General features: G+C 75.7%; 20 protein-coding genes. 5 read left to right on the plus strand and 15 right to left on the minus strand.

All coding sequences use genetic code 11. From position 1 onward, the window contains the following. Window position 1: 1 nt before the first annotated feature. From ACGF15_RS02580 to ACGF15_RS02610, 7 genes are all read right to left on the minus strand, one after another. A complete protein-coding gene (locus tag ACGF15_RS02580; RefSeq protein ID WP_345609059.1) occupies window positions 2-1,315 on the minus strand; it encodes an alpha/beta fold hydrolase in 1,314 nt (437 codons plus the stop codon). Between the two features lie 131 nt (window positions 1,316-1,446). Beyond that, window positions 1,447-2,019, minus strand: a complete 573-nt coding sequence (locus ACGF15_RS02585) for a hypothetical protein (RefSeq protein ID WP_345609061.1) — start codon at window positions 2,017-2,019, stop codon at window positions 1,447-1,449. Then, window positions 2,016-3,185, minus strand: coding sequence for an ROK family glucokinase (locus ACGF15_RS02590; RefSeq protein ID WP_345609063.1), 1,170 nt, complete (start codon window positions 3,183-3,185; stop codon window positions 2,016-2,018). Before ACGF15_RS02590 ends, ACGF15_RS02585 begins: the two co-directional genes overlap by 4 nt. Window positions 3,186-3,317: 132 nt before the next feature. Continuing rightward, on the minus strand, window positions 3,318-4,136 hold the full coding sequence (locus tag ACGF15_RS02595; protein ID WP_392796643.1) for an ATP-binding cassette domain-containing protein: 819 nt from the start codon (window positions 4,134-4,136) through the stop codon (window positions 3,318-3,320). Continuing rightward, a complete protein-coding gene (locus tag ACGF15_RS02600; protein WP_392796644.1) occupies window positions 4,133-5,197 on the minus strand; it encodes an ABC transporter permease in 1,065 nt (354 codons plus the stop codon). The genes ACGF15_RS02595 and ACGF15_RS02600 overlap by 4 nt, the downstream gene beginning before the upstream one ends. Continuing rightward, a complete protein-coding gene (locus ACGF15_RS02605; RefSeq protein ID WP_392796645.1) occupies window positions 5,194-6,210 on the minus strand; it encodes a sugar ABC transporter substrate-binding protein in 1,017 nt (338 codons plus the stop codon). Before ACGF15_RS02605 ends, ACGF15_RS02600 begins: the two co-directional genes overlap by 4 nt. 318 nt (window positions 6,211-6,528) lie before the next feature. Continuing rightward, a complete protein-coding gene (locus tag ACGF15_RS02610) occupies window positions 6,529-7,302 on the minus strand; it encodes a GntR family transcriptional regulator (RefSeq protein ID WP_345609069.1) in 774 nt (257 codons plus the stop codon). 101 nt (window positions 7,303-7,403) lie between these two features. On the opposite strand from ACGF15_RS02610, the gene ACGF15_RS02615 reads away from it, so the two are divergent. Next, complete coding sequence (locus ACGF15_RS02615) at window positions 7,404-8,408, plus strand: Gfo/Idh/MocA family oxidoreductase (protein WP_392796646.1); 1,005 nt, start codon at window positions 7,404-7,406, stop codon at window positions 8,406-8,408. A gap of 17 nt (window positions 8,409-8,425) precedes the next feature. Here ACGF15_RS02615 and ACGF15_RS02620 read toward each other — a convergent pair whose 3' ends face one another. The 3 genes from ACGF15_RS02620 to allB all read right to left on the minus strand — a co-directional run bounded on the left by ACGF15_RS02620 (window position 8,426) and on the right by allB (window position 12,638). After that, entirely contained in the window at window positions 8,426-9,613 is a 1,188-nt protein-coding gene (locus ACGF15_RS02620) for a cytochrome P450 (RefSeq protein WP_392796647.1), read from the minus strand. 531 nt (window positions 9,614-10,144) lie between these two features. Next, window positions 10,145-11,275, minus strand: coding sequence for an allantoicase (gene alc, locus ACGF15_RS02625; protein WP_392796648.1), 1,131 nt, complete (start codon window positions 11,273-11,275; stop codon window positions 10,145-10,147). A gap of 4 nt (window positions 11,276-11,279) precedes the next feature. Beyond that, window positions 11,280-12,638: an allantoinase AllB gene (allB, locus tag ACGF15_RS02630; RefSeq protein WP_345609838.1), complete on the minus strand. Its 1,359-nt coding sequence runs from the start codon at window positions 12,636-12,638 to the stop codon at window positions 11,280-11,282. A 382-nt stretch (window positions 12,639-13,020) separates the two neighbouring features. Here allB and ACGF15_RS02635 point away from each other — a divergent pair, with 382 nt between their 5' ends. Beyond that, window positions 13,021-13,821, plus strand: a complete 801-nt coding sequence (locus tag ACGF15_RS02635; protein ID WP_362610932.1) for an IclR family transcriptional regulator — start codon at window positions 13,021-13,023, stop codon at window positions 13,819-13,821. A gap of 65 nt (window positions 13,822-13,886) precedes the next feature. On the opposite strand, the gene ACGF15_RS02640 is transcribed toward ACGF15_RS02635, so the two are convergent. Together ACGF15_RS02640 and ACGF15_RS02645 are read right to left on the minus strand one after the other, a co-directional pair. After that, on the minus strand, window positions 13,887-14,558 hold the full coding sequence (locus ACGF15_RS02640; protein ID WP_392796649.1) for an ABC transporter ATP-binding protein: 672 nt from the start codon (window positions 14,556-14,558) through the stop codon (window positions 13,887-13,889). Next, window positions 14,555-15,664 (minus strand): ABC transporter permease, encoded by a 1,110-nt coding sequence (locus ACGF15_RS02645; protein WP_392796650.1) that lies wholly within the window; start codon window positions 15,662-15,664, stop codon window positions 14,555-14,557. Before ACGF15_RS02645 ends, ACGF15_RS02640 begins: the two co-directional genes overlap by 4 nt. Before the next feature lie 113 nt (window positions 15,665-15,777). Between ACGF15_RS02645 and ACGF15_RS02650 the strand changes: the two genes are divergently transcribed. Both ACGF15_RS02650 and ACGF15_RS02655 read left to right on the plus strand, forming a co-directional pair. Next, entirely contained in the window at window positions 15,778-17,031 is a 1,254-nt protein-coding gene (locus ACGF15_RS02650; protein WP_392796651.1) for a sensor histidine kinase, read from the plus strand. Then, on the plus strand, window positions 17,028-17,669 hold the full coding sequence (locus ACGF15_RS02655) for a response regulator (protein ID WP_392796652.1): 642 nt from the start codon (window positions 17,028-17,030) through the stop codon (window positions 17,667-17,669). The genes ACGF15_RS02650 and ACGF15_RS02655 overlap by 4 nt, the downstream gene beginning before the upstream one ends. 172 nt (window positions 17,670-17,841) lie before the next feature. On the opposite strand, the gene ACGF15_RS02660 is transcribed toward ACGF15_RS02655, so the two are convergent. The 3 genes from ACGF15_RS02660 to ACGF15_RS02670 form a co-directional block, all read right to left on the minus strand. Further along, window positions 17,842-18,597: a class I SAM-dependent methyltransferase gene (locus ACGF15_RS02660; RefSeq protein ID WP_392796653.1), complete on the minus strand. Its 756-nt coding sequence runs from the start codon at window positions 18,595-18,597 to the stop codon at window positions 17,842-17,844. A gap of 169 nt (window positions 18,598-18,766) precedes the next feature. Next, window positions 18,767-19,147, minus strand: coding sequence for a DUF5955 family protein (locus ACGF15_RS02665; protein ID WP_345609089.1), 381 nt, complete (start codon window positions 19,145-19,147; stop codon window positions 18,767-18,769). A 118-nt stretch (window positions 19,148-19,265) separates the two neighbouring features. Continuing rightward, window positions 19,266-21,152: a serine/threonine-protein kinase gene (locus tag ACGF15_RS02670; protein WP_345609091.1), complete on the minus strand. Its 1,887-nt coding sequence runs from the start codon at window positions 21,150-21,152 to the stop codon at window positions 19,266-19,268. A 328-nt stretch (window positions 21,153-21,480) separates the two neighbouring features. Here ACGF15_RS02670 and ACGF15_RS02675 point away from each other — a divergent pair, with 328 nt between their 5' ends. Further along, window positions 21,481-22,062 carry an NTP transferase domain-containing protein gene (locus tag ACGF15_RS02675; protein WP_392796885.1) on the plus strand — a complete coding sequence of 194 codons (582 nt, stop codon included), beginning with the start codon at window positions 21,481-21,483 and terminating at the stop codon, window positions 22,060-22,062. The last annotated feature ends 132 nt before the right edge of the window (window positions 22,063-22,194 follow it).

The raw sequence follows: 22,194 nt of genomic DNA on the forward strand, positions 1-22,194 counted from the left end.
GCTACGCCCGGTGCGTGGTCTCCTCCCGGATGACGTTCCGGGCGACGCGGAAGGCGGCGTTGGCGGCGGGCATCCCGCAGTACACGGCGGCCTGGAGGAACACCTCGCGGATCTCGGCGGGCGTCAGCCCGTTGCGCAGCGCCGCCCGGGTGTGGACGGCGAGCTCCTCGTGGTGTCCGCCCGCGAGCAGCGCGGTGAGGGTGACACAGCTGCGGGTGCGGCGGTCCAGTCCCCCGCGGGACCAGACCTCGCCCCAGGCGTACCGGGTGACCAGGTCCTGGAAGTCCGCGGTGAAGTCGTCGGCGGAGGCGGCGGCCTCGTCGACGTGGGCGTCGCCCAGGACCTCCCGGCGGAGCTTGGTGCCGAGCTCGTGGGGGTCGGGCCGGGTGTCCACGGGGACGGCGACGGGCTGCTCGGCCGCCGCCGGGGCGGGCTCGGGTGCCGGGGCGTCCGCAGCGGGGGCGGCCGGGACGGCGTGCGGGGCCGTCTGCGCGGGCGGGCCCGCCACCGGTACGGGGACGGCCGTGAGCGTGTCCTGCCAGGCGGTGCCGAAGTGGTGGGCCAGCAGGTCGGTGACGGCGGAGGGCTGCTCGACCGGGGCGAGGTGCGAGGCGCCCGGCACCAGCGCGAGGCGTGCGTCGGGTATCCCGGCCACCAGGGTCCGCGCCTCGGCGGGGCCGGTGACCCGGTCCTCCGAGCCGACCAGGACCAGGGTGGGGACGCCCACGCGGGAGAGGTCGCCCCGCACGTCGAAGGCGGCGAGCGCCTCGCAGGCGGCGATGTAGCAGCCGGGGTCGGTGGTGCGCACCATCTGGACCGCCCACTCGACGATGGCGGGCTGTGCGGCGGCGAAGGCGGAGGTGAACCAGCGCTCCGGGGCGCTGCGGGCGACGGGGTCCAGGCCGTTGGTGCGGACGACGACACCGCGCTGGCGGAACTCGTCGGCGGTGCCGAACCGGGGGGAGGCCGCGACCAGCGCGAGGGAGGCCACCCGGTGGGGGTGGCGCAGGGCGAGTTCGATGCCGATGGCGCCGCCGACGGAGCAGCCCGCGTAGCCGAAGCGCTGCACGCCCAGGGTGTCGAGGGTGGCGAGGAGCCGTTCTGCGAGTTCGGCGACGGAGTCGGCGGGCTGGGCGGGAGCGCCTCCGTGCCCGGGCAGGTCGAAGCGGACCAGGCGCCAGCGCGAGGACAGTTCGGCGATCTGGCGGTCCCACATGTGCCAGGTGGTGCCCAGTGAGGGACCGAGGATCAGGGCGGGTGCGTCCTCGGGCCCGTCGAGCCGGTACTGCAGGGTGTTCGTCGGTGTCTCTCTCACGCCCTGCACGCTCTCACAACTGCCCCCGCGCCCGGGTCGGAACCCCCGTCAAGTCCGCCCGGGGGGTGGCGATCGGGGGGGCCGGGGCGCCGGCGGGGACGCGGGGGCCGGGGGCGCCCGGCGCGGGGCGGCTACGGGGTGGAGGTGGAGACCACGTAGACCCAGGGCTTGAGCGGTTCGGAGAGGTCGACGGTGATGCTCTGGGTGGGCCGCGGAGGGGTGTTGCGGTGGGTGAGCCCGGCCCACCGGCGGTCCGGCAGGGTGAAGTTCCAGCCCACGACGTCGGCGTGGCGGCCGTCGATGGTGACCTCGCCGTCGTTCAGGGCGGAGCGGTCGGTGCCGACGTCCTGGAGGAACTCGTCCAGCCCGTCGGGCGTGGTGCGGAACTGCACGTAGAAGCGGCTGGTCTTCCAGTTGCTCGTCTCGAAGTAGCCGACCCGCCAGGCGCCGTCGGGGATCGGGATCTCGAAGATGCGGCGCTTCACCAGGGAGGGCCAGCGGTCGCGCAGGCCGGTGGCCTTGGCGTCCGCCTCCTTGTCGCGCCCGCTCTCGCGGCTCTGCTCGGCGGAGACCAGCAGGTAGCCGGCGGGGATGCCGACGAGGAGCACGATCGTGAGCAGGGTGAGGCTGCGGCGCACCAGCATGCGGCGCCGGCTCTCGTTCCCGGTCGGCGTCGGGGCGGGCGGGCGGGTCACGGTGGTCATGAGGCGGGGGGTTCCTGGGTCGGGCGGGCGGAGCCGGGGTTGCGCAGGGCCTGCGCGTAGCGTTCGTAGCGTTCGTGCCGCTCCACCCGGCGCCGGTTGGTCCGGCGGAAGCGCCGGGCGACCAGGCGGGCGAGGTCGGCGGCACCGACCATACCGGCCTCGGGACCCAGCTGGGCCTTGGCGATCCGGGCCTCGGGGCGGTAGCCGCGGCCGGTGAGGTGGCGCCGGAAGGCGTCGCGGGCGGGGGCGATCAGCAGGTCGTCGGCGGCGCTGACGCCGCCGCCGATGACGAAGCAGGAGGGGTCGAGCGCGGCGGCCAGGTTGGCGATGCCCACGCCGAGCCACTGCCCGATGTCCTGGAGGAGTTCGACGCACATCGCGTCGCCCTCGCGGGCCAGTTCGGTGATGAGCGGGCCGGTGATGTCCCGGACGTTGCCGCCGACCCGGTCGATGATGCCGTAGGCCACCGGGGAGTCGGCGGCGGCCAGCTCCCGGGCCTCGCGGACCAGGGCGTTGCCGGAGCTGTACTGCTCCCAGCAGCCGCGGTTGCCGCAGGGGCAGCGGTGGCCGCCCGGAACGACCTGCATATGACCGAACTCACCCGCCACCCCGTACTTGCCGCGCTTGACGCGTCCGTCCTCCAGGATGGCGCCGCCGATGCCGGTCCCCAGGGTGATCATCACCAGGTGGTCCTCGCCGCGGCCGGCACCGAAGCGCCACTCGGCCCAGGCGGCCGTGTTGGCGTCGTTGTCGACCAGCACCGGCACCGCCAGACGGGCGGTGAGGGCGTCCCGCAGGGGTTCGTTGCGCCAGGCCAGGTGGGGTGCGAACAGGACGGTGGCGCGGTGGGCGTCCACCCACCCGGCCGCCCCGATGCCCACGGCGTGCACGTCGTGCCGGTCCGAGAGGTCGAGCACCAGCTCGCAGATGGTGTCCTCGACGACCTTGGGGCTCTTGGACTTGTCGGGGGTCTCGGTGCGGATCCTCTCCAGGATGACGCCGTCGGCGTCGACGACGCCCGCCATCACCTTGGTGCCGCCGATGTCGATGCCGACCGTGGGGACCCGGGGCGCGGAGAGGTGCGAGCGGCGCTCGCGGGTGCCGACGGTCCGCAGGACGCCGGCACGGGCGGTGCCTCGCTGCGTGAAGTCGCGGTACGTGCTCACGTCGTCCCTGCGGGTAGGTCGTGGGGGTGCCGGTCCGCTCTGCGGGACCCGGGGCGGACGGCGCCCGCCGCCGTCGATGCTAGTACTCCTCCCGGCGGGCGGACGCCCGGCGCGGCCCCGCCCGCCGGGCCGTCAGGCGTCCTCGGCCCGGTCGGCTCCTGCGGGGGGCGGGGCGGGCGACCGCTCCAGCTCGTGGGCGAGGTCCTCCAGCTCGCTGCCGCCGGCCATCTGCCGGGTGAGCTCGTCCAGGGTCACCGCGCCCCGGGTGTGGGCGGCGACCATGGCGCCGCGCTTGAGGAGCACGAAGCGGTCGCCGACCAGGGAGGCGTGGTGGGGATTGTGGGTGATCAGCACCACGCCGAGACCCGCGTCACGTGCGGCGGCCACGTACTTGAGGACCACCCCGGACTGCTTGACGCCGAGTGCGGCGGTCGGCTCGTCGAGGACCAGCACCCTGGCCCCGAAGTAGACGGCGCGTGCGATGGCCACGCACTGGCGCTCGCCCCCGGACAGGGTGCCGATGGGCTGGTCGACGTCGCGCAGGTCGATGCCCATGCGCAGCAGCTCGGAGCGGGTGGTGGCGCGCATCAGCCCGACGTCCAGCCGCCGGAAGGGGCCCTTGCCCCTGACCGGCTCGGAGCCGAGGAAGAAGTTGCGCCAGACCGGCATCAGGGGGACGACGGCCAGGTCCTGGTAGACGGTCGCGATGCCGCGGTCGAGGGCCTCGCGGGGGTTGCCGAGGACCGTCTCCTCCCCCTCGATGCGCAGGGAGCCGGCGTCGTGCCGGTGCAGACCGGCGATGATCTTGATGAGGGTGGACTTGCCCGCGCCGTTGTCGCCGAGGACACAGGTGATCTCCCCGGCGCCGACGGTGAGCGAGACGCCCTCCAGGGCGCGGATGTTGCCGTAGTACTTGCTGACGCCGTCGAGTTCGACGAGGGGGGTGGTCATCGTGTCGCCTCCGCCCGTCGGCGGACCCAGGTGTTGAGGAGGGTGGCCAGCAGGAGCATGGCCCCGAGGAAGAAGGTGAACCAGTCGGGGTTCCACTCGGCGAAGACGATGCCCTTGGAGGTCATGCCGAAGATCAGGGCGCCGACGGCCGAGCCGATGGCGGAGCCGTAGCCGCCGGTGATCAGGCAGCCGCCGATGACGGCGGCGATGATGTACGTCAGCTCGTTGCCGACGCCCTCGCCGGACTGCACCACCTCGAAGGAGAACAGCAGGTGCTGGCCCGAGACCCAGGCGGCGAAGGCGACACCCGTGTACAGCAGGGTCTTGGTCCGCCGGACGGGGACGCCGACCGCACGGGCGGCCCCGGCACCGCCGCCCACGGCGAAGACCCAGTTGCCGAAGCGGGTTCGCAGCAGGATCCAGGTGGCGAGCGCCACCAGCAGCACCCACCACAGGACGGTGGACTTCACGGTGGTGCCGAGGACCGGTGTCTCGGCGAAGACCGCCCGGGCGGAGGCGAACCCCTCCATGTCGGAGATCGACTTGGTCGACACCGTGCCGCTGATCAGCTTGGTGAGGCCCAGGTTGAGCCCGGTCAGCATCAGGAAGGTGCCCAGCGTGATGATGAAGCTGGGCAGTCCGGTGCGGGTGAGCAGGAAGCCGTTGAAGCAGCCGACGGCCAGCGTGACCAGCAGCGACACCCCGACGCCGACCCAGACGTTGGCGGTCATCTGGTAGCTGAACATCGAGGAGACCAGTGCCGAGGTGGTGACCAGGACACCGGCCGAGAGGTCGAACTCCCCGCCGATCATCAGCAGGGCCACCGGCACCGCCATCACCCCGAGGGTGGAGGCCGCGTACAGCACGGTGTTCAGGCTGGACGGCTGGAGGAAGGAGTCCGCCACGAGGGAGAAGAAGACGAAGACGGCGACGGCGCCGACCACGGACCCGAGTTCGGGCCGCCCCATCAGGCGGCGTGCGAGCGAGGTGCGCAGCAGCCGCTCGTCGGCCGCCGCCCCGGGGGCCGTGCCGGGGGAGGCGGGCGGTGCGGTGGTGCTCATCGGGTGCCCCGCTCGGTGAGGTCCTTCAGCCGGGCGGCGTCCTTTTGGGTGACGATCTGCGGTCCGGTCAGCACGGGCAGGCCGCCGCCGAGGACGTCGGCGTTGTACTTGTAGAGCCACAGCAGGTCCACGGCCTGGTAGCCCTGGAGGTAGGGCTGCTGGTCGACGGCGAAGCCGAGCGAGCCGTCCTGGAGGCCGGCCGCGACCTTGGCGTTCAGGTCGAAGGTGTCGACCTCGGCGCCGGAGCCGGCGGCCCTGGCCGCCTGGACGGCGGCGTCGGCGAAGGGGGCGCCCAGGGTGACGACGGCGTCGATCCCGGGGTCGGCCTGGAGCTTGGCCTCGACGGAGGAGCGGACGTCGGGCATGTTGGTGCCGTCGACGTACAGGTTCTGCAGGTCGCCGCCGAAGCCCTCGCGGGCCCCGTCGCACCGCTGCTCGTGGCCCACGTTGCCCTGCTCGTGCAGGACGCACAGGGCCTTGGTGCGGCCGCGGGCCTGGAGCTCCTCGCCGACGGCGCGTCCGGCCACGGACTCGTCCTGGCCGATGTGGGTGAGCGCGCCGAACTCCCTGGACTGCTCGGACCCGGAGTTGACCGTGATCACGGGGATACCCGCCCGGCGGGCCTTGCCGACCACGTCCTTCATCGCCTCGGGCTTGGCCAGGGTGACGATGAGCGCGTCGACCTCCTTGGCGATGTAGGAGTCGACGAGCTGCGCCTGCTGCTGGGCCTCGTCGCTGTGGGCGTAGAGGAAGTTGATGTTGTCCTTGGCCGCCGCCTCCCGGGCGCCCTTCTGGACGATGTCCCAGAAGGTGTCGCCGTCACCGGAGTGGGTGACCATCGCGAAGGTCCAGCGGGGTGTGGTGACCGCGGCCTCGCCCCGGGCGGCCTCCGCGGCCCTGCGCGCGTCCTCGGCGCGCTTGCCTCCGGTGCTGCTGCATCCGGCGAGCCCCATGCCGACCGCCACTGCGAGCACCGCGCCGATCACGCGGAGTCCTGTCCTTGCCCGTGCCACGAAGACGTGCCCTTCTTGCTCTGCCGTTCCTGCGGGCCCGTCCGGCCCGGCCGGGGAGGCACCGCCCGGTCCCGGCCGCCGACCAGTATCCGTCACGCCTGGTGGGGGTGGCCGAAGCGGGTGGAGGCGGGCGGTGGTGCGGGGCTCGTGCATGGCGGTCCGCCGTCCTGTCCCGGGGCCGCCCGGGTGCGGCCGGACTGCGTTTCTACGGCGGGCCCGTAACCCGGTCAAGGCCCGCTCCGGACGCACGGGGCCGGTGTGGCGTGTTCCGGTCATACCGGCGGGGTGCCCCCGGTCCGGCGCACGGGACGGGCACGCTCAGGGGCGGACCAGGAGCTGGAACTCGAAGGCGTAGCGGCCCGCCCGGTAGACGTGGGAGCCGTACTCGACCGCCCGGCCGGTGTCGTCGAAGGTGGTGCGCTCCATGGTGAGCAGCGGGGCGCCGGGCTCCTCGCCGAGCAGCTCCGCCTCCGGGCCGTCCGCCGCCCGGGCGCCGACCGTCTGGCGGGCGCTGTGGAGGGTGATGCCCGCCGCCCGCATCATCCGGTACAGCCCGGTGGCCTCCAGCCGCTCGCTCTCGCAGTCCAGCAGCCGGGCGGGCAGGTGGTTGCGCAGCCGGGCCACCGGCTCGCCGTGCGCGAGGCGCAGCCGCTCGATCCGCCGCACCTCGCTGCCCTCGGCGATGCCCAGCGACGCCGCGACGAGCGCGTCGGCGGGCTCGACGGTGTTGCTGAGCACGGTGGTGGCGGGGTGCTGCCCGGCGGCTTCCAGGTCGTCGTACAGACTGCTGAGTTCCAGCGGGCGGCGCACCCGGCTGTGCACCACCTGGGTGCCGACACCGCGCCGCCGGACCAGCAGTCCCTTGTCCACCAGCGACTGGATGGCCTGGCGGACGGTGGGGCGGGACAGCCCGAGGCGTCCGGCGAGGTCGATCTCGTTGCCGAGCAGGCTTCCCGGGGTGAGCACACCGCCCTCGATGGCCGATTCCAGCTGCTGGGCGAGCTGGAAGTAGAGCGGGACCGGGCTGCTGCGGTCCACGCTCAGGGGTAGCGGCGCTGCGGGGTCGGGGTCGTGGCGGGGCTGCTTGGGCACGTGGGGGAGCGTAGTCGCACGCCATGTCGACGGGAAGCCATCAGGTCCAATTGTCAGGACAAACTCTTGACAGTGGGGCGCGCGACCCCCACCTTTGGGCCATGCGCATCGGATTGATCGGCACGGGACGGATCGGCGGCTTCCACGCCGGGATCCTCAGCCGCCACCGCGAGGTGGGTTCCCTGGTCGTTGCGGACACCGACGCGGCGCGGGCGGTGGCGACGGCCGACCGCTACGGGGCCACCGCGGCCCCCAGCGCCCACGAGGTGTTCGCCTGGGGCGTGGACGCGGTGGTGATCGCCTCGGCGACCGCCGCGCACGCCGAACTCATCGGCCGGGCCGCCCGCAGCGGGCTTCCGGCCTTCTGCGAGAAGCCGATCGCCCTGGACCTCCCGGGAACCCTCGCGGCGCTGCGCGAGGTGGAGAAGGCGGGCACCGCGCTGCAGGTCGGCTTCATGCGGCGCTTCGACGCCGGGTACACGGCGGCGCGGGAGCGGGTCCGCTCCGGGAGGCTGGGACGGCTGCACACCGTCAGGGCGGTGACCTCCGATCCCGCACCGCCGCCCGCCGACTACCTGCCGCTGTCGGGCGGGCTGTTCCGGGACTGCCTGGTGCACGACTTCGACATCCTGCGCTGGGTGACCGGCCGGGAGATCACCGAGGTGTACGCGACGGGCTCGGACGGTGCCGGCGCCGCCTTCCGGGAGGCGGGCGACGTGGACACCGCCGCGGCGCTGCTCACCCTGGACGACGGCACCCTGGCGACGGCCACGGCGACCCGCTGCAACGGCGCGGGCTACGACGTGCGGATGGAGCTGGCGGGCGAGCTGGACCAGGTGGCCGTCGGGCTGGACGACCGCACCCCGATCAGCTCGGTCGAACCCAAGGGCCTGCCGCCCGTCGACAACCCGTGGCCGGGGTTCATGGAGCGCTTCGCCCCCGCGTACGAGGCCGAGCTGGACGCCTTTCTGCGCCTGGTGACCGGCGAGGGCGGCAACCCCTGCGACGGCCGGGAGGCGCTGACCGCCCTACGGGTGGCGGAGGCGTGCGAGCTGTCCCGGGCGGAGCGCCGACCGGTGCGGCTGGAGGAGATCCCGGGCGGCTGACCGGGGGCCCGCGCGGGTCACCAGCGCACCGGGAGGCGCCGGGTGCCACGGATCAGCAGTCCCGGCAGCCACTCCTCGGGCCCCGCGTCGGGGTCCGGCGCCAGCCCGGGGCAGCGGGTGAGGAGCGAGGCCAGGGCGGTCCGGGCCTCCAGCCGGGCGAGCGGCGCGCCGAGGCAGAAGTGGATGCCGTGGCCGAAGGCCAGGTGCCCGCGGGCGTCGCGGCGGATGTCGAAGCGGTCGGGCTCGGGGAAGCGCGCGGGATCGCGGTCCCCGCCCGCGAGGCAGACCAGCACGGTCTCCCCCGCGGGCACGGTGGTCCCGCCGTAGGTGACGGGTTCGGTGGTGAAGCGCAGGGTGGCGTTCTCCACCGGGCCGTCGTAGCGGAGCATCTCCTCGACGGCGCCGTCCAGCAGTCCGGGGTCGGAGCGCAGCAGGGCGAGCTGCTCGGGGTGGGCGAGCAGGGCGCGCACGCCGCCCGCGATCAGGTTGACGGTCGTCTCGTGTCCGGCGATCAGCAGGAGGTAGGCGAGCGAGCGCAGCTCGGTGCCGGTCAGCCGCTCCTCCCCCGGCTCCGCCTCGGAGGCCGTGCCGATCAGCGCGGAGAGGAGGTCGTCCGAGGGGCCGGAGCGGCGCTTGTCGGCGATCAGCCCGTCGAGGTAGGCGCCGATGCCGAGCACGGCGGCCTCCCCGGCCTCGGCGGAGGTGGGCGCGACGATCTCGTCGGACCAGGCCCGGAAGGCGTCCCGGTCGGTGGCGGGGACGCCCAGCAGTTCGCAGATGACGATGATGGGCAGCGGGAAGGCCAGGTGCTCCACCAGGTCCGCGCGGCCGCGGGGCACCATCGCGTCGAGCAGTCCGTCGGTGATCTCCTGCACCCGCGGTGCCAGCCGCTGGGCCCGGCGCGCGGTGAACTCCCGGGCCACCAGGCGCCGCAGGCGGGTGTGGTCGGGCGGGTCGACGGAGAGCAGGGTGGAGCCGATGACCTCCTGGTCGAAGCGGACCACGCCCACCGTGGCGGGCGACTTGGACAGGGCCGGGTCGGCGAGGGCCCGGCGCGCCTCCTCGTATCCGACGACCAGCCAGAAGTGCGTGCCGTCCTCGCCGCGCAGCCGGTGGACGGGGCCGTCCTGGCGCAGACGGGCGTAGGTCGGATACGGATCGGCGGTGAACTCGGGCCCGAACACGGCGAGATCGGCTGTCGTCATCGCCTCAGCGTACGAAGCGCGGGCGCCCCCGTCATCGCGGGGCGGCCCGGCGACGGGGGCGGGGAACGCGATCCGGACACCGCCGCCGGGGCCCGTTTCCCCCGCGGTACGGGGCAGGCGGGTCCTCGCCGGGGGGAGAGGCGGGTGCGAGGTCGGCGCGATCTCGGCGCCGGGGCGGCCGCGGTGGGCAGCCGGGCCGCGCCGGGCCGCCGGAGGCGGGGGGCGGGAGGCGGGGGGCGGGGCGGGATCCGGGGGGCGTGGGGACGCGGGCCGCGGCTGGCGGGGGCGGGCAGGGCGGCTCCCCCGGAAGCTGCCGGATACCGGGGTGGCCCGGCGTGCGCGGCGGGTGCGGACGCGGGCGCCGCGGGGGGCGGACACGGGTGCAGGTGCAGGTGCAGGTGCACATGCAGGTGCGGACACGGGTGCAGGTGCAGGTGCGGACACGGGCGCGGGCGCCGCGGGTACGGGTGCGGGGCGCGCCGCCGCCGTCCGGCCGGTGCGCCCCGCGGGCGGGAGGGTGTCGCGCCCCGGTCAGCCGCCCAGTTCCCGGTGGCGGGCGGCGAGTTCCGCGGTGCCGCGCTCGGTGAGGGAGCCGAAGAGCCGCAGCCGGGAGATGCCGCCGTCGGGGTAGATGTCGAGCCGGGCGTCGGTGCCCGCGGCAGGGGCGTCCAGCACGAAGCGGTGGTTGGTGTCGGGCTGGAGGCGGGTGCGGGGCAGTACCTCGCGCCACTCGCCGTCCTCGCCGTCGCGGAGCGAGAGGGCGGCCCAGCCCGCGCTGTTGCCCTTGAGGCAGGCGGTGTCGATCTCGACGGCGCGGACCTCGCAGTGGGCCGCCAGGTGGTAGCGGATCCAGTCGTTGCCCCGGTCCCGGCGGCGGCGGGTCTCCCAGCCGTCGTCCATCTTGCGCGAGCGGCCGGGCTGGATGGTGTGGGCGGCCGGGGAGTAGAAGCGGTCGGAGGCGTCGTCGACGCGGCCGCCGTTCTCCAGGGCGGCTACGTCGAAGGTACCCAGGGCGGCCAGCCACTGCGGGTCGGGAGCCACCTCGCCGTACACCCGCAGCCGGGCGATGCCCCCGTCGGGGTGCTGGTTGACACGTAGGTGGGTGTAGCGCTGCTCGCTCCGGACGGCGAAGCCGTTGGCGGCGTGGCCGCCGACGGCGGTGCGCGGGACGAGGGTCGTCCACTTCACCTCGCCCGACAGCAGTTCCCCGGGGGAGGGGGAGCCGGCGACCGTGGCGCCCTCGACGGAGACCGCCTGCGGGTAGTTGCCGCGGAAGTGGGCGGTGTCGACGACGATGCCGCGGACGACCCCGGGGGCTCCGAGGCGGACGAGTGCCCAGTCGTGGTCCTCCGCGGCCGGGTGGGGCTCGGCGGCGGAGGCGCCTCGCCGGCGGCGGGTCTCCCAGCCGTCCATGACCTTGCCCTTGTGGCCGAAGTGCTCGGGGTCGAAGTGCGCGGCCTCCGGCCTGAGCAGGTTCTCGCGCTCGGCGAAGAACTCGTCGTTGGCGGCGATCACGCCCGCGCCGAGCCGGCGGTCGGCGAGGTCGGTCAGGTGCGCGAAGGGGAAGCCGCCGGGGCCGGGGCCGCGGTAGTCGGCGTAGGGGTCGCCGCCGCCGTAGGGGGCCGCGTCGCCGGTGAAGGACGGGAGGGAGGATGCGGACACGGTTTCAGTTGTTCCTTTCGAGCAGTCGGCCCGCCGGTCCGGCGACCTCGCCGCCGGTGGCGATGCGTCGGCCGCGCAGCCAGGTCGAGCGGACGACGCCGTGCAGCGTCCGGCCCGCGTAGGCGGTCACCTGGTTGCGGTGGTGGAGGCGGGCAGGGTCGACGGTGAAGGTCTCGTCGGGCGCGAGGACGGCGAAGTCGGCGTCCCGCCCGGCCTCGACGGCGCCCTTGCGGTCCAGGCCCGCGAGGGCCGCCGGGCCGGCGGACATCCAGCGGGCGACGTCGTCGAGGGTGTGGCCCCGGCGGCGGGCCTCGGTCCAGACCGCGGGCAGGCCGAGCTGGAGGGAGGAGATGCCGCCCCAGGCGGAGGCGAAGTCGGGGGTCTTGAGGTCGGTGGTGCAGGGCGAGTGGTCGGAGACGATGCAGTCGATCGTGCCGTCGGCGAGGCCCTGCCAGAGCAGGTCCTGGTTGGCCGACTCCCTGATCGGGGGGCAGCACTTGAACTCGGTGGCGCCGTCCGGGATCTCCTCGGCGGTCAGGGTGAGGAAGTGGGGGCAGGACTCGACGGTGACCGCCACGCCCCGGCGGCGGGCGCCGGCGATCAGGGGCAGGGCGTCGCTGGAGGAGAGGTGCAGGATGTGCACCCGTGCGCCGAGGCGCTCGGCGTGGCCGATGAGGGACTCGATCGCGGTGTTCTCCGCGTCGCGGGGGCGGGAGGCGAGGAAGTCGGCGTAGCGGGGCCCGGGTCGCCGGGGCGCGGCGTCGAGGTGGTGGGGGTCCTCGGCGTGGACGATCAGCAGTCCGCCGAAGCCCGCGATCTCGGCCATGGCACGGGCGAGGTGCTCCTGGTCGAGTGCGGGGAACTCCTCGACGCCGGAGGGGGACAGGAAGCACTTGAAGCCGAACACGCCGGCGTCGTGCAGCGGGCGCAGGTCCTTGAGGTTGCCGGGGATCGCGCCGCCCCAGAAGCCGGTGTCCACGTGCGCCTTGGAACGGGCCACCGCCTGCTTGGTGCGCAGGTGGTCCGCGGTGGTGGTGGGGGGCAGGGAGTTGAGCGGCATGTCGAGCAGGGTGGTGATGCCTCCGGCGGCCGCGGCGCGGGTGGCCGTCCAGAACCCCTCCCAGGCGCTGCGCCCGGGGTCGTTGACATGGACGTGGGTGTCGACGAGCCCCGGGAGCAGGACGTCGTCGCCGAGGTCCTCCACGCGGGCTCCGGGGGGCGGGGCGGTGTCGTGGGGGTCGACGGAGGCGATGGTGCCGCCCGCCACGGCGACCGCCGCAGGGCGGGTGCCCTGGGGGGTGACGACCCTCGTCGAGCGCAGTACGAGCGTCACACCGGCGTTCACGGCCGCGGTGTCGTCCACGTCGGGCACCCGTCCACCTCATCTCTCTCGGCACCGGGGGATCCTGTATCCAGCGTCCGGCAGCGCACGGCAAACCGAAAATTCAACGAACTGTTGAAGCGATCAGGAGTCTTCCCCTCCGCCGCACCCCCGTCAAGACCTCCCCGGCAGAAGGGCGGCCCGAGGGGAGCGGGATTGGACGTTTCCACAAAGTGGAAGTATTTTTCCGCAGAGTGATTGGGGTGGTTCCTCCGAGGGAGGTCCCGCCCACTCCTTGCCGGGGCAGCCGACACCGGGACAAACAGGCCCTGACCGGCAGGGACGGCCCGGCGGGCGCGAGCCGCCCGATGCGGGCGACCGGTAGGCTGCTGCCTTGCCCCGCCTGCCCGAAAGGACCGCCGACGTGCCGACGTCCCACGCCACCGACGCAGCCAAGCCCGCCGCCAGCGGAGGGGTGCAGTCCCTGGAGCGCGCCTTCGACCTCCTCGAACGCATGGCCGACGCCGGGGGCGAGGTCGGGCTCAGCGAGCTGTCGGCCAGCAGCGGGCTCCCGCTGCCGACCATCCACCGGCTGATGCGCACCCTCGTGGCCTGCGGCTACGTGCGCCAGCAGCCCAACCGCCGCTATGCCCTCGGCCCCCGGCTGATCCGTCTCGGCGAGTCCGCCTCGCGTCTGCTCGGCACCTGGGCCCGCCCCTATCTGGCCCGCCTGGTGGAGGAGACCGGCGAGACGGCGAACATGGCCCTCCTCGACGGCGACGAGGTCGTCTACGTGGCCCAGGTGCCCTCCAAGCACTCCATGCGGATGTTCACCGAGGTCGGCCGCCGGGTGCTCCCCCACTCCACCGGGGTGGGCAAGGCGCTCCTCGCGCACACCCCGGCGGAGGAGGTCGCCGCGCTGCTGGCCCGCACCGGGATGCCCGCCGCCACCGAGAAGACGATCACCACCCCCGAGGGCTTCCTCGCCGCCCTGGAGCAGGTCCGCAGCACCGGCTACGCGGTGGACGACAACGAGCAGGAGATCGGCGTGCGCTGCCTCGCCGTCCCCGTGCCCGACTCCCCCACCGCCGCGGCGATCTCGATCTCCGGCCCCGCCGGACGGGTGACCGAGGCGGCCACGGACACGATCGTGCCGGTCCTGCAGGAGGTCGCCCGCGAACTGTCGGCCGCCCTCAGCAGCACCGGCGGAGCGTCCGGCGCCTGAGGGTCCGGCCCGGGCGCCCGCCGGGAACCGGCACGGGCGCCGGCACGGGCGCCGGGGCCCGCGGGTCAGGCCCCGGTCAGGCGCCCGTCCCGCATCGTCAGCACCCGGTCCGCCCGCGCCAGGTGCTCCCGGTCGTGGGTCACCAGCACGGTCGCGGTCCCGCGCTCCCGGGTGAGGCCCACCAGCAGGTCCAGCACCGCCGCGCCGCGCTCGTGGTCCAGTGCCGACGTGGGCTCGTCGACGAGCAGCACCGCGGGGTCGTTCATCAGGGCACGGGCGATGTTCACCCGCTGCCGCTGCCCCCCGGAGAGCCGGTGGGGGCGGCGGTCCGCCTCGCCCGCCAGGCCCACCGCGGCCAGCAGCTCCCGCGCCCGGTCGCGCGCCGCGGCCGCCGGGCGCCCCGACAGGTGCGCCATCACCTGCACCTGCTCCACCGCGGTGAGCGACGGCAGCAGGTTGGGCTGCTGGAAGACGATCCCCACCCGTTCACGGCGCAGCCGGGAGCGGGCGCCGCGGTCCAGCGCCGCCGTGTCGGCGCCGTCCACGACGACCCGCCCCCGGTCCGGTGCGATCAGGGTCGCCGCCACGGCGAGCAGGCTCGACTTGCCGGAGCCGGAGGGCCCGACCACCGCCGCCACCGTCCCCGCGGGGACGTCGAGGCGGACGCGGTCCAGGGCGGTCAGACGGCCGCCGCCGTCCTCGTAGGTGAGCGTAACGTCGTCGAGCAGCAGGGTCATCGGGCGCTCCCCAGAGCGGTCAGCGGGTCGACGGCGGTGATGCGCCGCACGGACAGGGCGGCCCCGGCGGCACCGAGGACCACGGTCACGGCCGCGGGCACCAGCACCGTGGCCGGCTCCACGGCGAAGGGCACCTCGCTCCGCCCGATGAGCAGACCGGCCCCCGCGGCCAGGGCGGTCCCGGCGAGCGTGCCGGCGGTGAGCACCAGCACCGCCTGCCCGAGCGCGTCGCGCAGCAGATAGCCGGTCGAGGCCCCGAGCGCCTTCAGCACCGCGATCTCCGGGGCGCGCTGCACCGTCCACACCGTGAAGAAGGCGCCCACCACGAGCGCGGAGATGGCGAAGAGGAATCCGCGCATCAGCTGCAGGGAGCCGTTCTCCGCCTGGTAGGAGCCGATGGCGGCAAGGGCCTCGTCGACCGTGAGCGCGGTGGTGCCCAAGGCCTCGTCGGCGGCGTCGGACGCGGCGGCCGTGAAGCCCTCCCCCGTCGTCAGCGCGATCACCGTGGCTCCGCCGGGCGCGCCGGGCAGCCGCCGCCAGTCCTGCAGCGCGGTCCACACCACGGGCAGGTGGGCGTGGGAGGCGTCGCCGTCCACCGCGGCGACCGCGGCCGTGCCCGGGCCGAGGCGCACCCGGTCGCCCACCCGGACACCGAGCTCCTCGGCGGCCCGGGCGGACAGCACCACCCGGCCCGGAGCGAGCCCGCCGGGTGCCAGGCGCCCGCCGGGCTCCGCGCCGAACGCGGCGACGGCGACGCGGGCGGCCCCGCCGCCCGGGTCACCGCCGCCGGGGCCCGGGGCGGCGGCGGCCTCGGTGGTGCGCACACCGAGCGGTGCGGCGTCCAGCACCCCGGGACGCTTGGCCCAGGAACGCCACTGCCCTTCGGACACGGCCGAGTCCGAGAAGGACGGCGACCTGCCCTCGGGCGGTGCGGCGAACACCAGCCGGTCGGCCGGAAGGCCGCTCACCCCCGAGACGTTCTCCCTGGCCAACCCGGCGGTGAGCCCCGACAGCAGCCCCACCAGCAGGGTGACGAGCACGATCACCGCGCCCATCAGCGCGAACCGCCCCTTGGCGGTCCGCAGATCTCTCCATGCGACGAACATGGCGCCCAGCCTGCTCGGCGGGGGCCGCCGGCGGCATCGCACCCGGGTGCACCGCCGGGTCAACCTTTCGGTTGACCCGGCCGCCCGGCGGGCCCGCTTAGGCTGGACGGGACATGGACTCCCGCACCCTCACCCCCGTACTGCGCGTGCTCCGGCTGTGCCTGCACGCCCTGCTGCTGGGCCTACTGGCGCTGGCCGCCGTGCGGGCCGCCGCCCGCGGCGGGCCGCAGGCGCCCGCCGCCGCGGTCCTCGCCGCGCTCACGGCCTGCGTCTACACGGCGGGGGTCCTCACGCCCGCCGTCCGGCACTCCGCCCGGGCCTCGGGCGTGTGGCTGGCCGCCCTCGGGGCCGCCTGGCTGGCACTGCTGGCCGTCTCCCCGGACGCGCTGTGGGTGGCGTTCCCGCTCTACTTCCTCCAGCTGCACCTGCTGCCGAGGCGCTGGGCGCTGGGTGCCGTCGCCGCGACCGCGGCAGCGGCCATCGGCGGGTTCCTGGCCCACGACGGCACGGCCACCCCCGGCACCTTCATCGGACCTCTGCTGGGCGGGGCCGTCGCCGTCGCCACCGTGCTCGGCTACCAGGCGCTGTACCGGGAGAGCGAGAGCCGCCGGCGGCTGATCGAGGAACTCGTCGCCACCCGTGCGGAGCTCGCCGCCGCCGAGCGCACCGCGGGCACCCTGGCGGAGCGCGAGCGGCTGGCCCGCGAGATCCACGACACCCTCGCCCAGGGCCTGTCGAGCATCCAGCTGCTGCTCCGCGCCGCCGAGACCTCGCTCGCCGGGGACGCCCCGGCCGCCCGGCACGTCGCACAGGCGCGCCGCGCCGCACAGGACAACCTGGCCGAGGCGCGCCGCTTCGTCCGGGCCCTGTCCCCGCCCGACCTGGAACAGGGCTCCCTGCACGGCGCGCTCCGGCGGCTGTGCGCGGGCGCCACCGGCGGCCCCGAGGTCCGCTTCGGGGTGAGCGGCACGCCCGTCGAGCTGCCGACGCCGTACGAGGTGGCGCTGCTGCGCACCGCCCAGTCGGCGCTGGCCAACACGGCCCGGCACGCGGGGGCGACCCGCACCGAGGTCACCCTCAGCTATATGGACGCCTCGGTCTGCCTGGACGTGGTGGACGACGGCGCGGGCTTCGACCCCGTCCGGGCCCTGCGGGCGGCGCCGCGCGGCGACGGCGGGTTCGGCCTGCGGGCGATGCGGGCCCGGGCCCGGGCCCTCGGGGGCACGCTGAGCGTGGAGTCCGCACCGGGACAGGGGACGGCGCTGGCGGTGACCCTGCCGATGCCGGACCGGGACGCGGCGGTGGACGCCCCCGGCGCCGGGCCCGCGCGGCGGGAGGCGCGGGACGCCGGGGGGTGCGCCGCATGACCGGGGCCGCCCCGATCCGGCTGCTGCTCGCGGACGACCACCCGGTCGTCCGGGCGGGGCTGCGCGCGGTCCTGGACACGGAGGACGGCTTCGCGGTCGTCGCCGAGGCCGCGACGGCCGAGGAGGCGGTGCGCAGGGCCGCGGCGGGCGGCGTCGACGTGGTGCTGATGGACCTCCGGTTCGGGCCGGGCCTGCACGGCGCGCAGGCCACGGAGCAGATCACGGCGCTCCCCGGGGGCCCCCGGGTCCTGGTGCTCACCACCTACGACACGGACGCCGACATCCTGGCCGCCGTCGAGGCCGGAGCGGCCGGATACCTGCTCAAGGACGCCCCTCCGGGCGAACTCGCGGCGGCGGTGCGCACGGCGGTCGCGGGCCGGTCGGCACTCGCCCCGGCCGTGGCGCACCGGCTGATGGACCGGATGCGGTCCCCCGCGCAGGCGCTGACCAAGCGGGAGCTGGAAGTGCTGGGTCTGGTCGGCGAGGGGCTGTCGAACCTGCAGATCAGCAGGCGCCTGTTCCTGAGCCAGGCCACGGTGAAGTCCCATCTGGTGCACATCTACGCCAAGCTGGGCGTCGATTCGCGCACCGCGGCGGTGGCCGCCGCGGCCGGGCGGGGCCTGATCCGGCGCGCCTGACGGGCCGGGGACCGCGCCGCACGGCCCGTCGCCCGCGCCCGGCGACGGGTCCCACGGGCGCCGGGGCGACGGGGCGTCGGAGCGTCGGAGCGTCGGAGCGGGAACGCCAGGACCGGCCTCTCGGGCCCACAGGACCTGCGGGCCCTCAGGGCCGGCGGAGGCCGGCGGACCTTCAGGGTTTGCACGCCTCGACGAGGGTGCGGGTGGAGTGGGCGAGGAAGACCCCGTGCTCCAGGATGTGCTCGTGCAGGTCGCGCAGCCGCTCCCGGTGGGTGTCCACGGTGAACCCCGGCACGGTCCAGACCACCTTGCGGAGGAAGTACACGACGGCGCCGACGTCGAAGAACTCCATGCGCAGCCGCTCCGTGCGCAGGTCCGCGACCTCCAGCCCGGCGGCCCGCGCGTCCGCGGCCTCCGTGTCCGGATGGCGCAGGGCGCGGGCCTGCGGCTGCGGGCCGAGGAAGTGCTCCACCAGCTCCCAGGCGGTCGCGGGCCCGATGTGCTGCGCCAGATAGGTGCCTCCGGGGCGCAGCACCCGCGCGATCTCCTCCCACCACACGGTGGCGGGGTGGCGCGAGGTGACGAGGTCGAACGCCCCGTCGGCGAAGGGCAGGGGCGGTTCGTCGGGATCGGCGACGACCACCACGCCCCGCGGGTGCAGCAGCCGGGTCGCCCTGGCGAGGTTCGGCGGCCAGGACTCCGTCGCGGCCATGGTGCGGGGCAGCCCGGGCACCCCGGCCAGCACCTCTCCCCCGCCGGTCTGGATGTCCAGCGCCGCCTCCGCCGCGGCCAGCCGCCGGCCCATCAGGCCCTGGTAGCCCCAGGAGGGGCGCTCCTCGGTGGCCCGGCCGTCGAGCCAGGAGAAGTCCCAGCCCTCGACGGACACGGCGCCGGCCTCGTTCAGCAGCTCCTGGAATGATCGCTCCACCGCCCCAGTGTGGCCGAAGGGGGCGGCCGACCGCCCTGCCGGGGCCGCGTGTCGTCGCCTGTCCGGGCGGCCGCACCGCGACCGGCGGCGCTGCCGCGCTGGTCGGCACCGGCGCCATGGCTCGTCACCGGCGGCACGGCCGGGGCCGCGGCCCGGCACGCGACCCGGCTCAGGGGCCGCCGGGCCGCCCCGGGTCGGCGCCGGGCGGGGCGAACGGGCCGTCGGCCGGGGGCTGCACCGGCGGTGCGGCCTCGGCGAAGAGCTCGACGGCGTGGCGGACCTGCAGCAGTGCGTGCGACAGCGCGCTGACCGAGCCCACGGCACCGGCCACCAGCAGCAGCGAGCGCCGCATCCTGCGGATCTCCGGGTCTCCGGCCGCGGCCATCGCGGCCAGCACCGCCAGTTCGTCCTCGGCTATGCCCCGGTCGCCGAACTCGGCCGGATGTCCCGCCAGTTCGCGGCGGAGCCGGGAGACGGCCGCACGCAGGCGCGCCACCCTCGGATCCTCGCCGCTCCCCGCCGCACGCGTCTGCCCCACGCTCCGTAACACGGCCCCGCCCCTCGCACGTCCAGGTGCCCCTGCGCACCCCCGCGGGCAGGTGCAGCGCCCGAGGGGTGCGGGCAAGTAAACGCCATCGCCCCGCAACACGCCACCGGCAGGACGGAATTCAGGACGCGGCGGCTCGTTCGATCGCGTCGCGCCAGACCGTCATGTCCAGGGTGATGTAGGCGCTGGGGTCGGTCTCCGGCGCCGTGCCCTGGTAGGTGGCGACCCCGACGTGCCCGGAGTTGGTGAGCACGCAGAAGCGGGAGCCCTTGGAGAGGATCTTCAGGTCGATGATCGTGGCGTAGCGCGTCTCCGTGCGGCAGGTGTCCAGGTCGGCGGACTGGCTGGAGCGCAGCAGGATCAGCTTGCCGTTGTCCGTGCGCACCTGGTTGGTGAGCCCGCTGTAGCGCAGGTCGGAGGGCGTGGAGTCGTCCACGGGCTTGAGCGGCTCGTCGTCGAGGGTGAGGTGGTAGCCGTGGACGATGTTGAGCCCCTGGTAGACACGGGACTCGGGGTCGTCCAGGGGCTCGTCCGGCGGGAGGTCCACGCTCTGGCCGCCGTCGTCCTCCGTGCCCTCCGGGGTGGCCTCCGGTGCGGCGGCGGGGCTCTCGGCCGCCGGGGCGTCCGCCTCGGTGCCGCCGCCGCCCGGGTCCGCGGCCCGGCTCTGCCCGGCGGCCTCCCCGCTGCCCTCACCGCCGGAGAGGGCGAGGTAGGCGCCGCCGCCCGCCGCGCCGGCCAGCACCAGGAGGGCGGCCACGGCGAGGACGGCGGTGCGTCCGGTCCTCCTGGCGGGCCCGGGTGACGGCGCGGGCACCGGGGCGACCGGTCCGGTGCCGGCGTGCGGGGTGGGCCCGCCGGGCTGCTGGGGAGCGGCCGGATGCGGGTGGCCGTAGCCGGGGGTGTGCGGCCCGGGGGTTGCCGGGTAGCCGTACGCCGGCTGGGTGGTGTGCCCCGGCTGGGGGCCCGTCGGGGCCTGGGGGGCGGACGGCGGGGTCGGGGGGCCGAAGCCCGGGGGCGGGGTGGCCGGGGCCGCGGGCACCGTGGCCGGGTGGGTGGGCGGCGCGGCGGGGTGGGTGGGCTGTGCGGCGGGCGGCGCGGGTGCGGCCTTGCGGGTGGCGATCTCCTGCGCGACGGCGCCCGGCAGCCACTCGTCGGGGCGGCGCAGGACGGTGCCGTCGCCCGCCGCCTGGCAGAGCGCGAGGATGTCGGCGACGGAGGGGCGGTCCTCGGGAGCCTTGGCCATGCAGCGGGTGACCAGTTCCCGGAGTTCCTCGGGGAGGCCCGTGAGGTCGGGTTCCTCGTGGACGATCCGGTACAGCACGCCGTGCGAGGTGCCCTCGCCGAAGGCGGCCCTGCCGGTGGCGGCGTAGGCGGTGATCTGGCCGAGGGCGAAGATGTCGGTGGCCGGGGTGATCCGGCTGCCGGCCGCCTGCTCCGGGGCCATGAAGGACGGGGTGCCGATGGTGACGCCGCTGCCCGTGAGGGAGGTGGCGTCGGCCGCCCGCGCGATCCCGAAGTCGATCACCCGGGGGCCGTCCGCGGCCAGCAGCACGTTGGCGGGCTTGAGGTCGCGGTGGACGATGCCCGCGCCGTGGATGACCTGGAGGGCCTCGGCGACTCCGGCGACGAGCAGCAGCACGGTCTGGACGGGCAGCCGCCCGTGCTGGACGACCGCGTCGGCGAGCGAGGGGCCGGGGACGTAGGCGGTGGCCAGCCAGGGCTGCTCGGCCTCGGCGTCCGCGTCGATGACGGGCGCCGTGAACAGCCCCTGCACCCGCTGGGCGGCCTGGACCTCCTGGGCGAACCGGCGGCGGAACTCGGCGTCCTGGCCGAAGTCGGGGCGGATCACCTTGATCGCCACGGCCCTGCCGCCGGGGGTGTAGGAGAGGTAGACCTTCCCCATGCCCCCCGCGCCGAGGCGGGCGGCGAGCCGGTACCCGGCGACGCTCCCCGGATCGCCGTCCCCCAGTGGCTTGAAGACCGTATCCCCGTGCGCGTGCCCAGTCATCGACTCTCGATCCCCCTGATGAAGCCTCAGTATCGGACATGCACCCTATCCAAGAGGGATGCACGCCCTCCAATGCGAAGGCGCGAGGGCGTCCGCCGGACGCCGCGAAGAGAACCGAGGAGAAGCCGCCATGACGGACCATCGACCCCGCGGCACGGAGGCACGGCCGGACCGGCGGCCCGCGGCGGGAGCCGCGGCGGCGGGTGCGGAGCAGCCCGGCGGGCGGGCCCTCGGGGACGGCGGCGCGGCACGGGCGGACGGGCGCGCCGCCCCGGCCGCGGACAGCGCCCCGGGGACGGCCGGGGGGCGGGCCCCGGGGCGCGGCCGTGTGGCGGGGCTGCTGCTCGCGGCGGGCGGGGGGAGGAGGCTGGGCGGGCGCCCCAAGGCGCTGCTGCCGTACCGCGGCGGCCTGCTGGTGGAGCATGCGGTGGAGGTGCTGCGCGCGGGCGGGTGCGGGCCGGTGCACGTGGTGCTCGGTGCGCAGGCGGAGCGGGTCCGCGAGCGGGCCCCGGGGCTCGCGGGGTGCACGGTGGCCGTGAACGAGCGGTGGGAGTCGGGCATGGGGTCCTCGCTGCGGGTCGGTCTGGACTCGCTCACCCGGGCGGGCGGCGCGGACGCGGTCCTGGTGCTGCTGGTCGACCAGCCGGGCATCGGCCCCGAGGCGGTGGCCCGGGTGCGGGCGCACGGAGCGCGGGACGCACTGGCGGCGGCCGCGTACGGGGGCCGCCGCGGGCACCCGGTGCTCTTCGGGGCGGAGCGGTGGGCCGAGGTGGCGGCGAGCGCGGCCGGCGACCGCGGGGCGCGGGCCTACCTGGCCGCGCACGAGGAGGCCGTGACGCTGGTGGAGTGCGGTGATGTGGCCGAGGAGTCCGATATCGACACGCCCGGGGACCTGCGGCACCTGCGCTGACCCCGCCCCGCGCCCGGTGCGCGCACGCTCGCACCGTCCCCGGCGGGCGCCCGGCCGGGCGCGCCCGGAGCCCCGCCCGGGCGCTGCGGACGGGGAGGGAGGACGCCCGGTGAACGGCGTGGCACGGTGCGC

It is taken from the genome of Streptomyces sp. NPDC048001, from assembly GCF_043203115.1.
Classification (GTDB): domain Bacteria; phylum Actinomycetota; class Actinomycetes; order Streptomycetales; family Streptomycetaceae; genus Streptomyces; species Streptomyces sanyensis.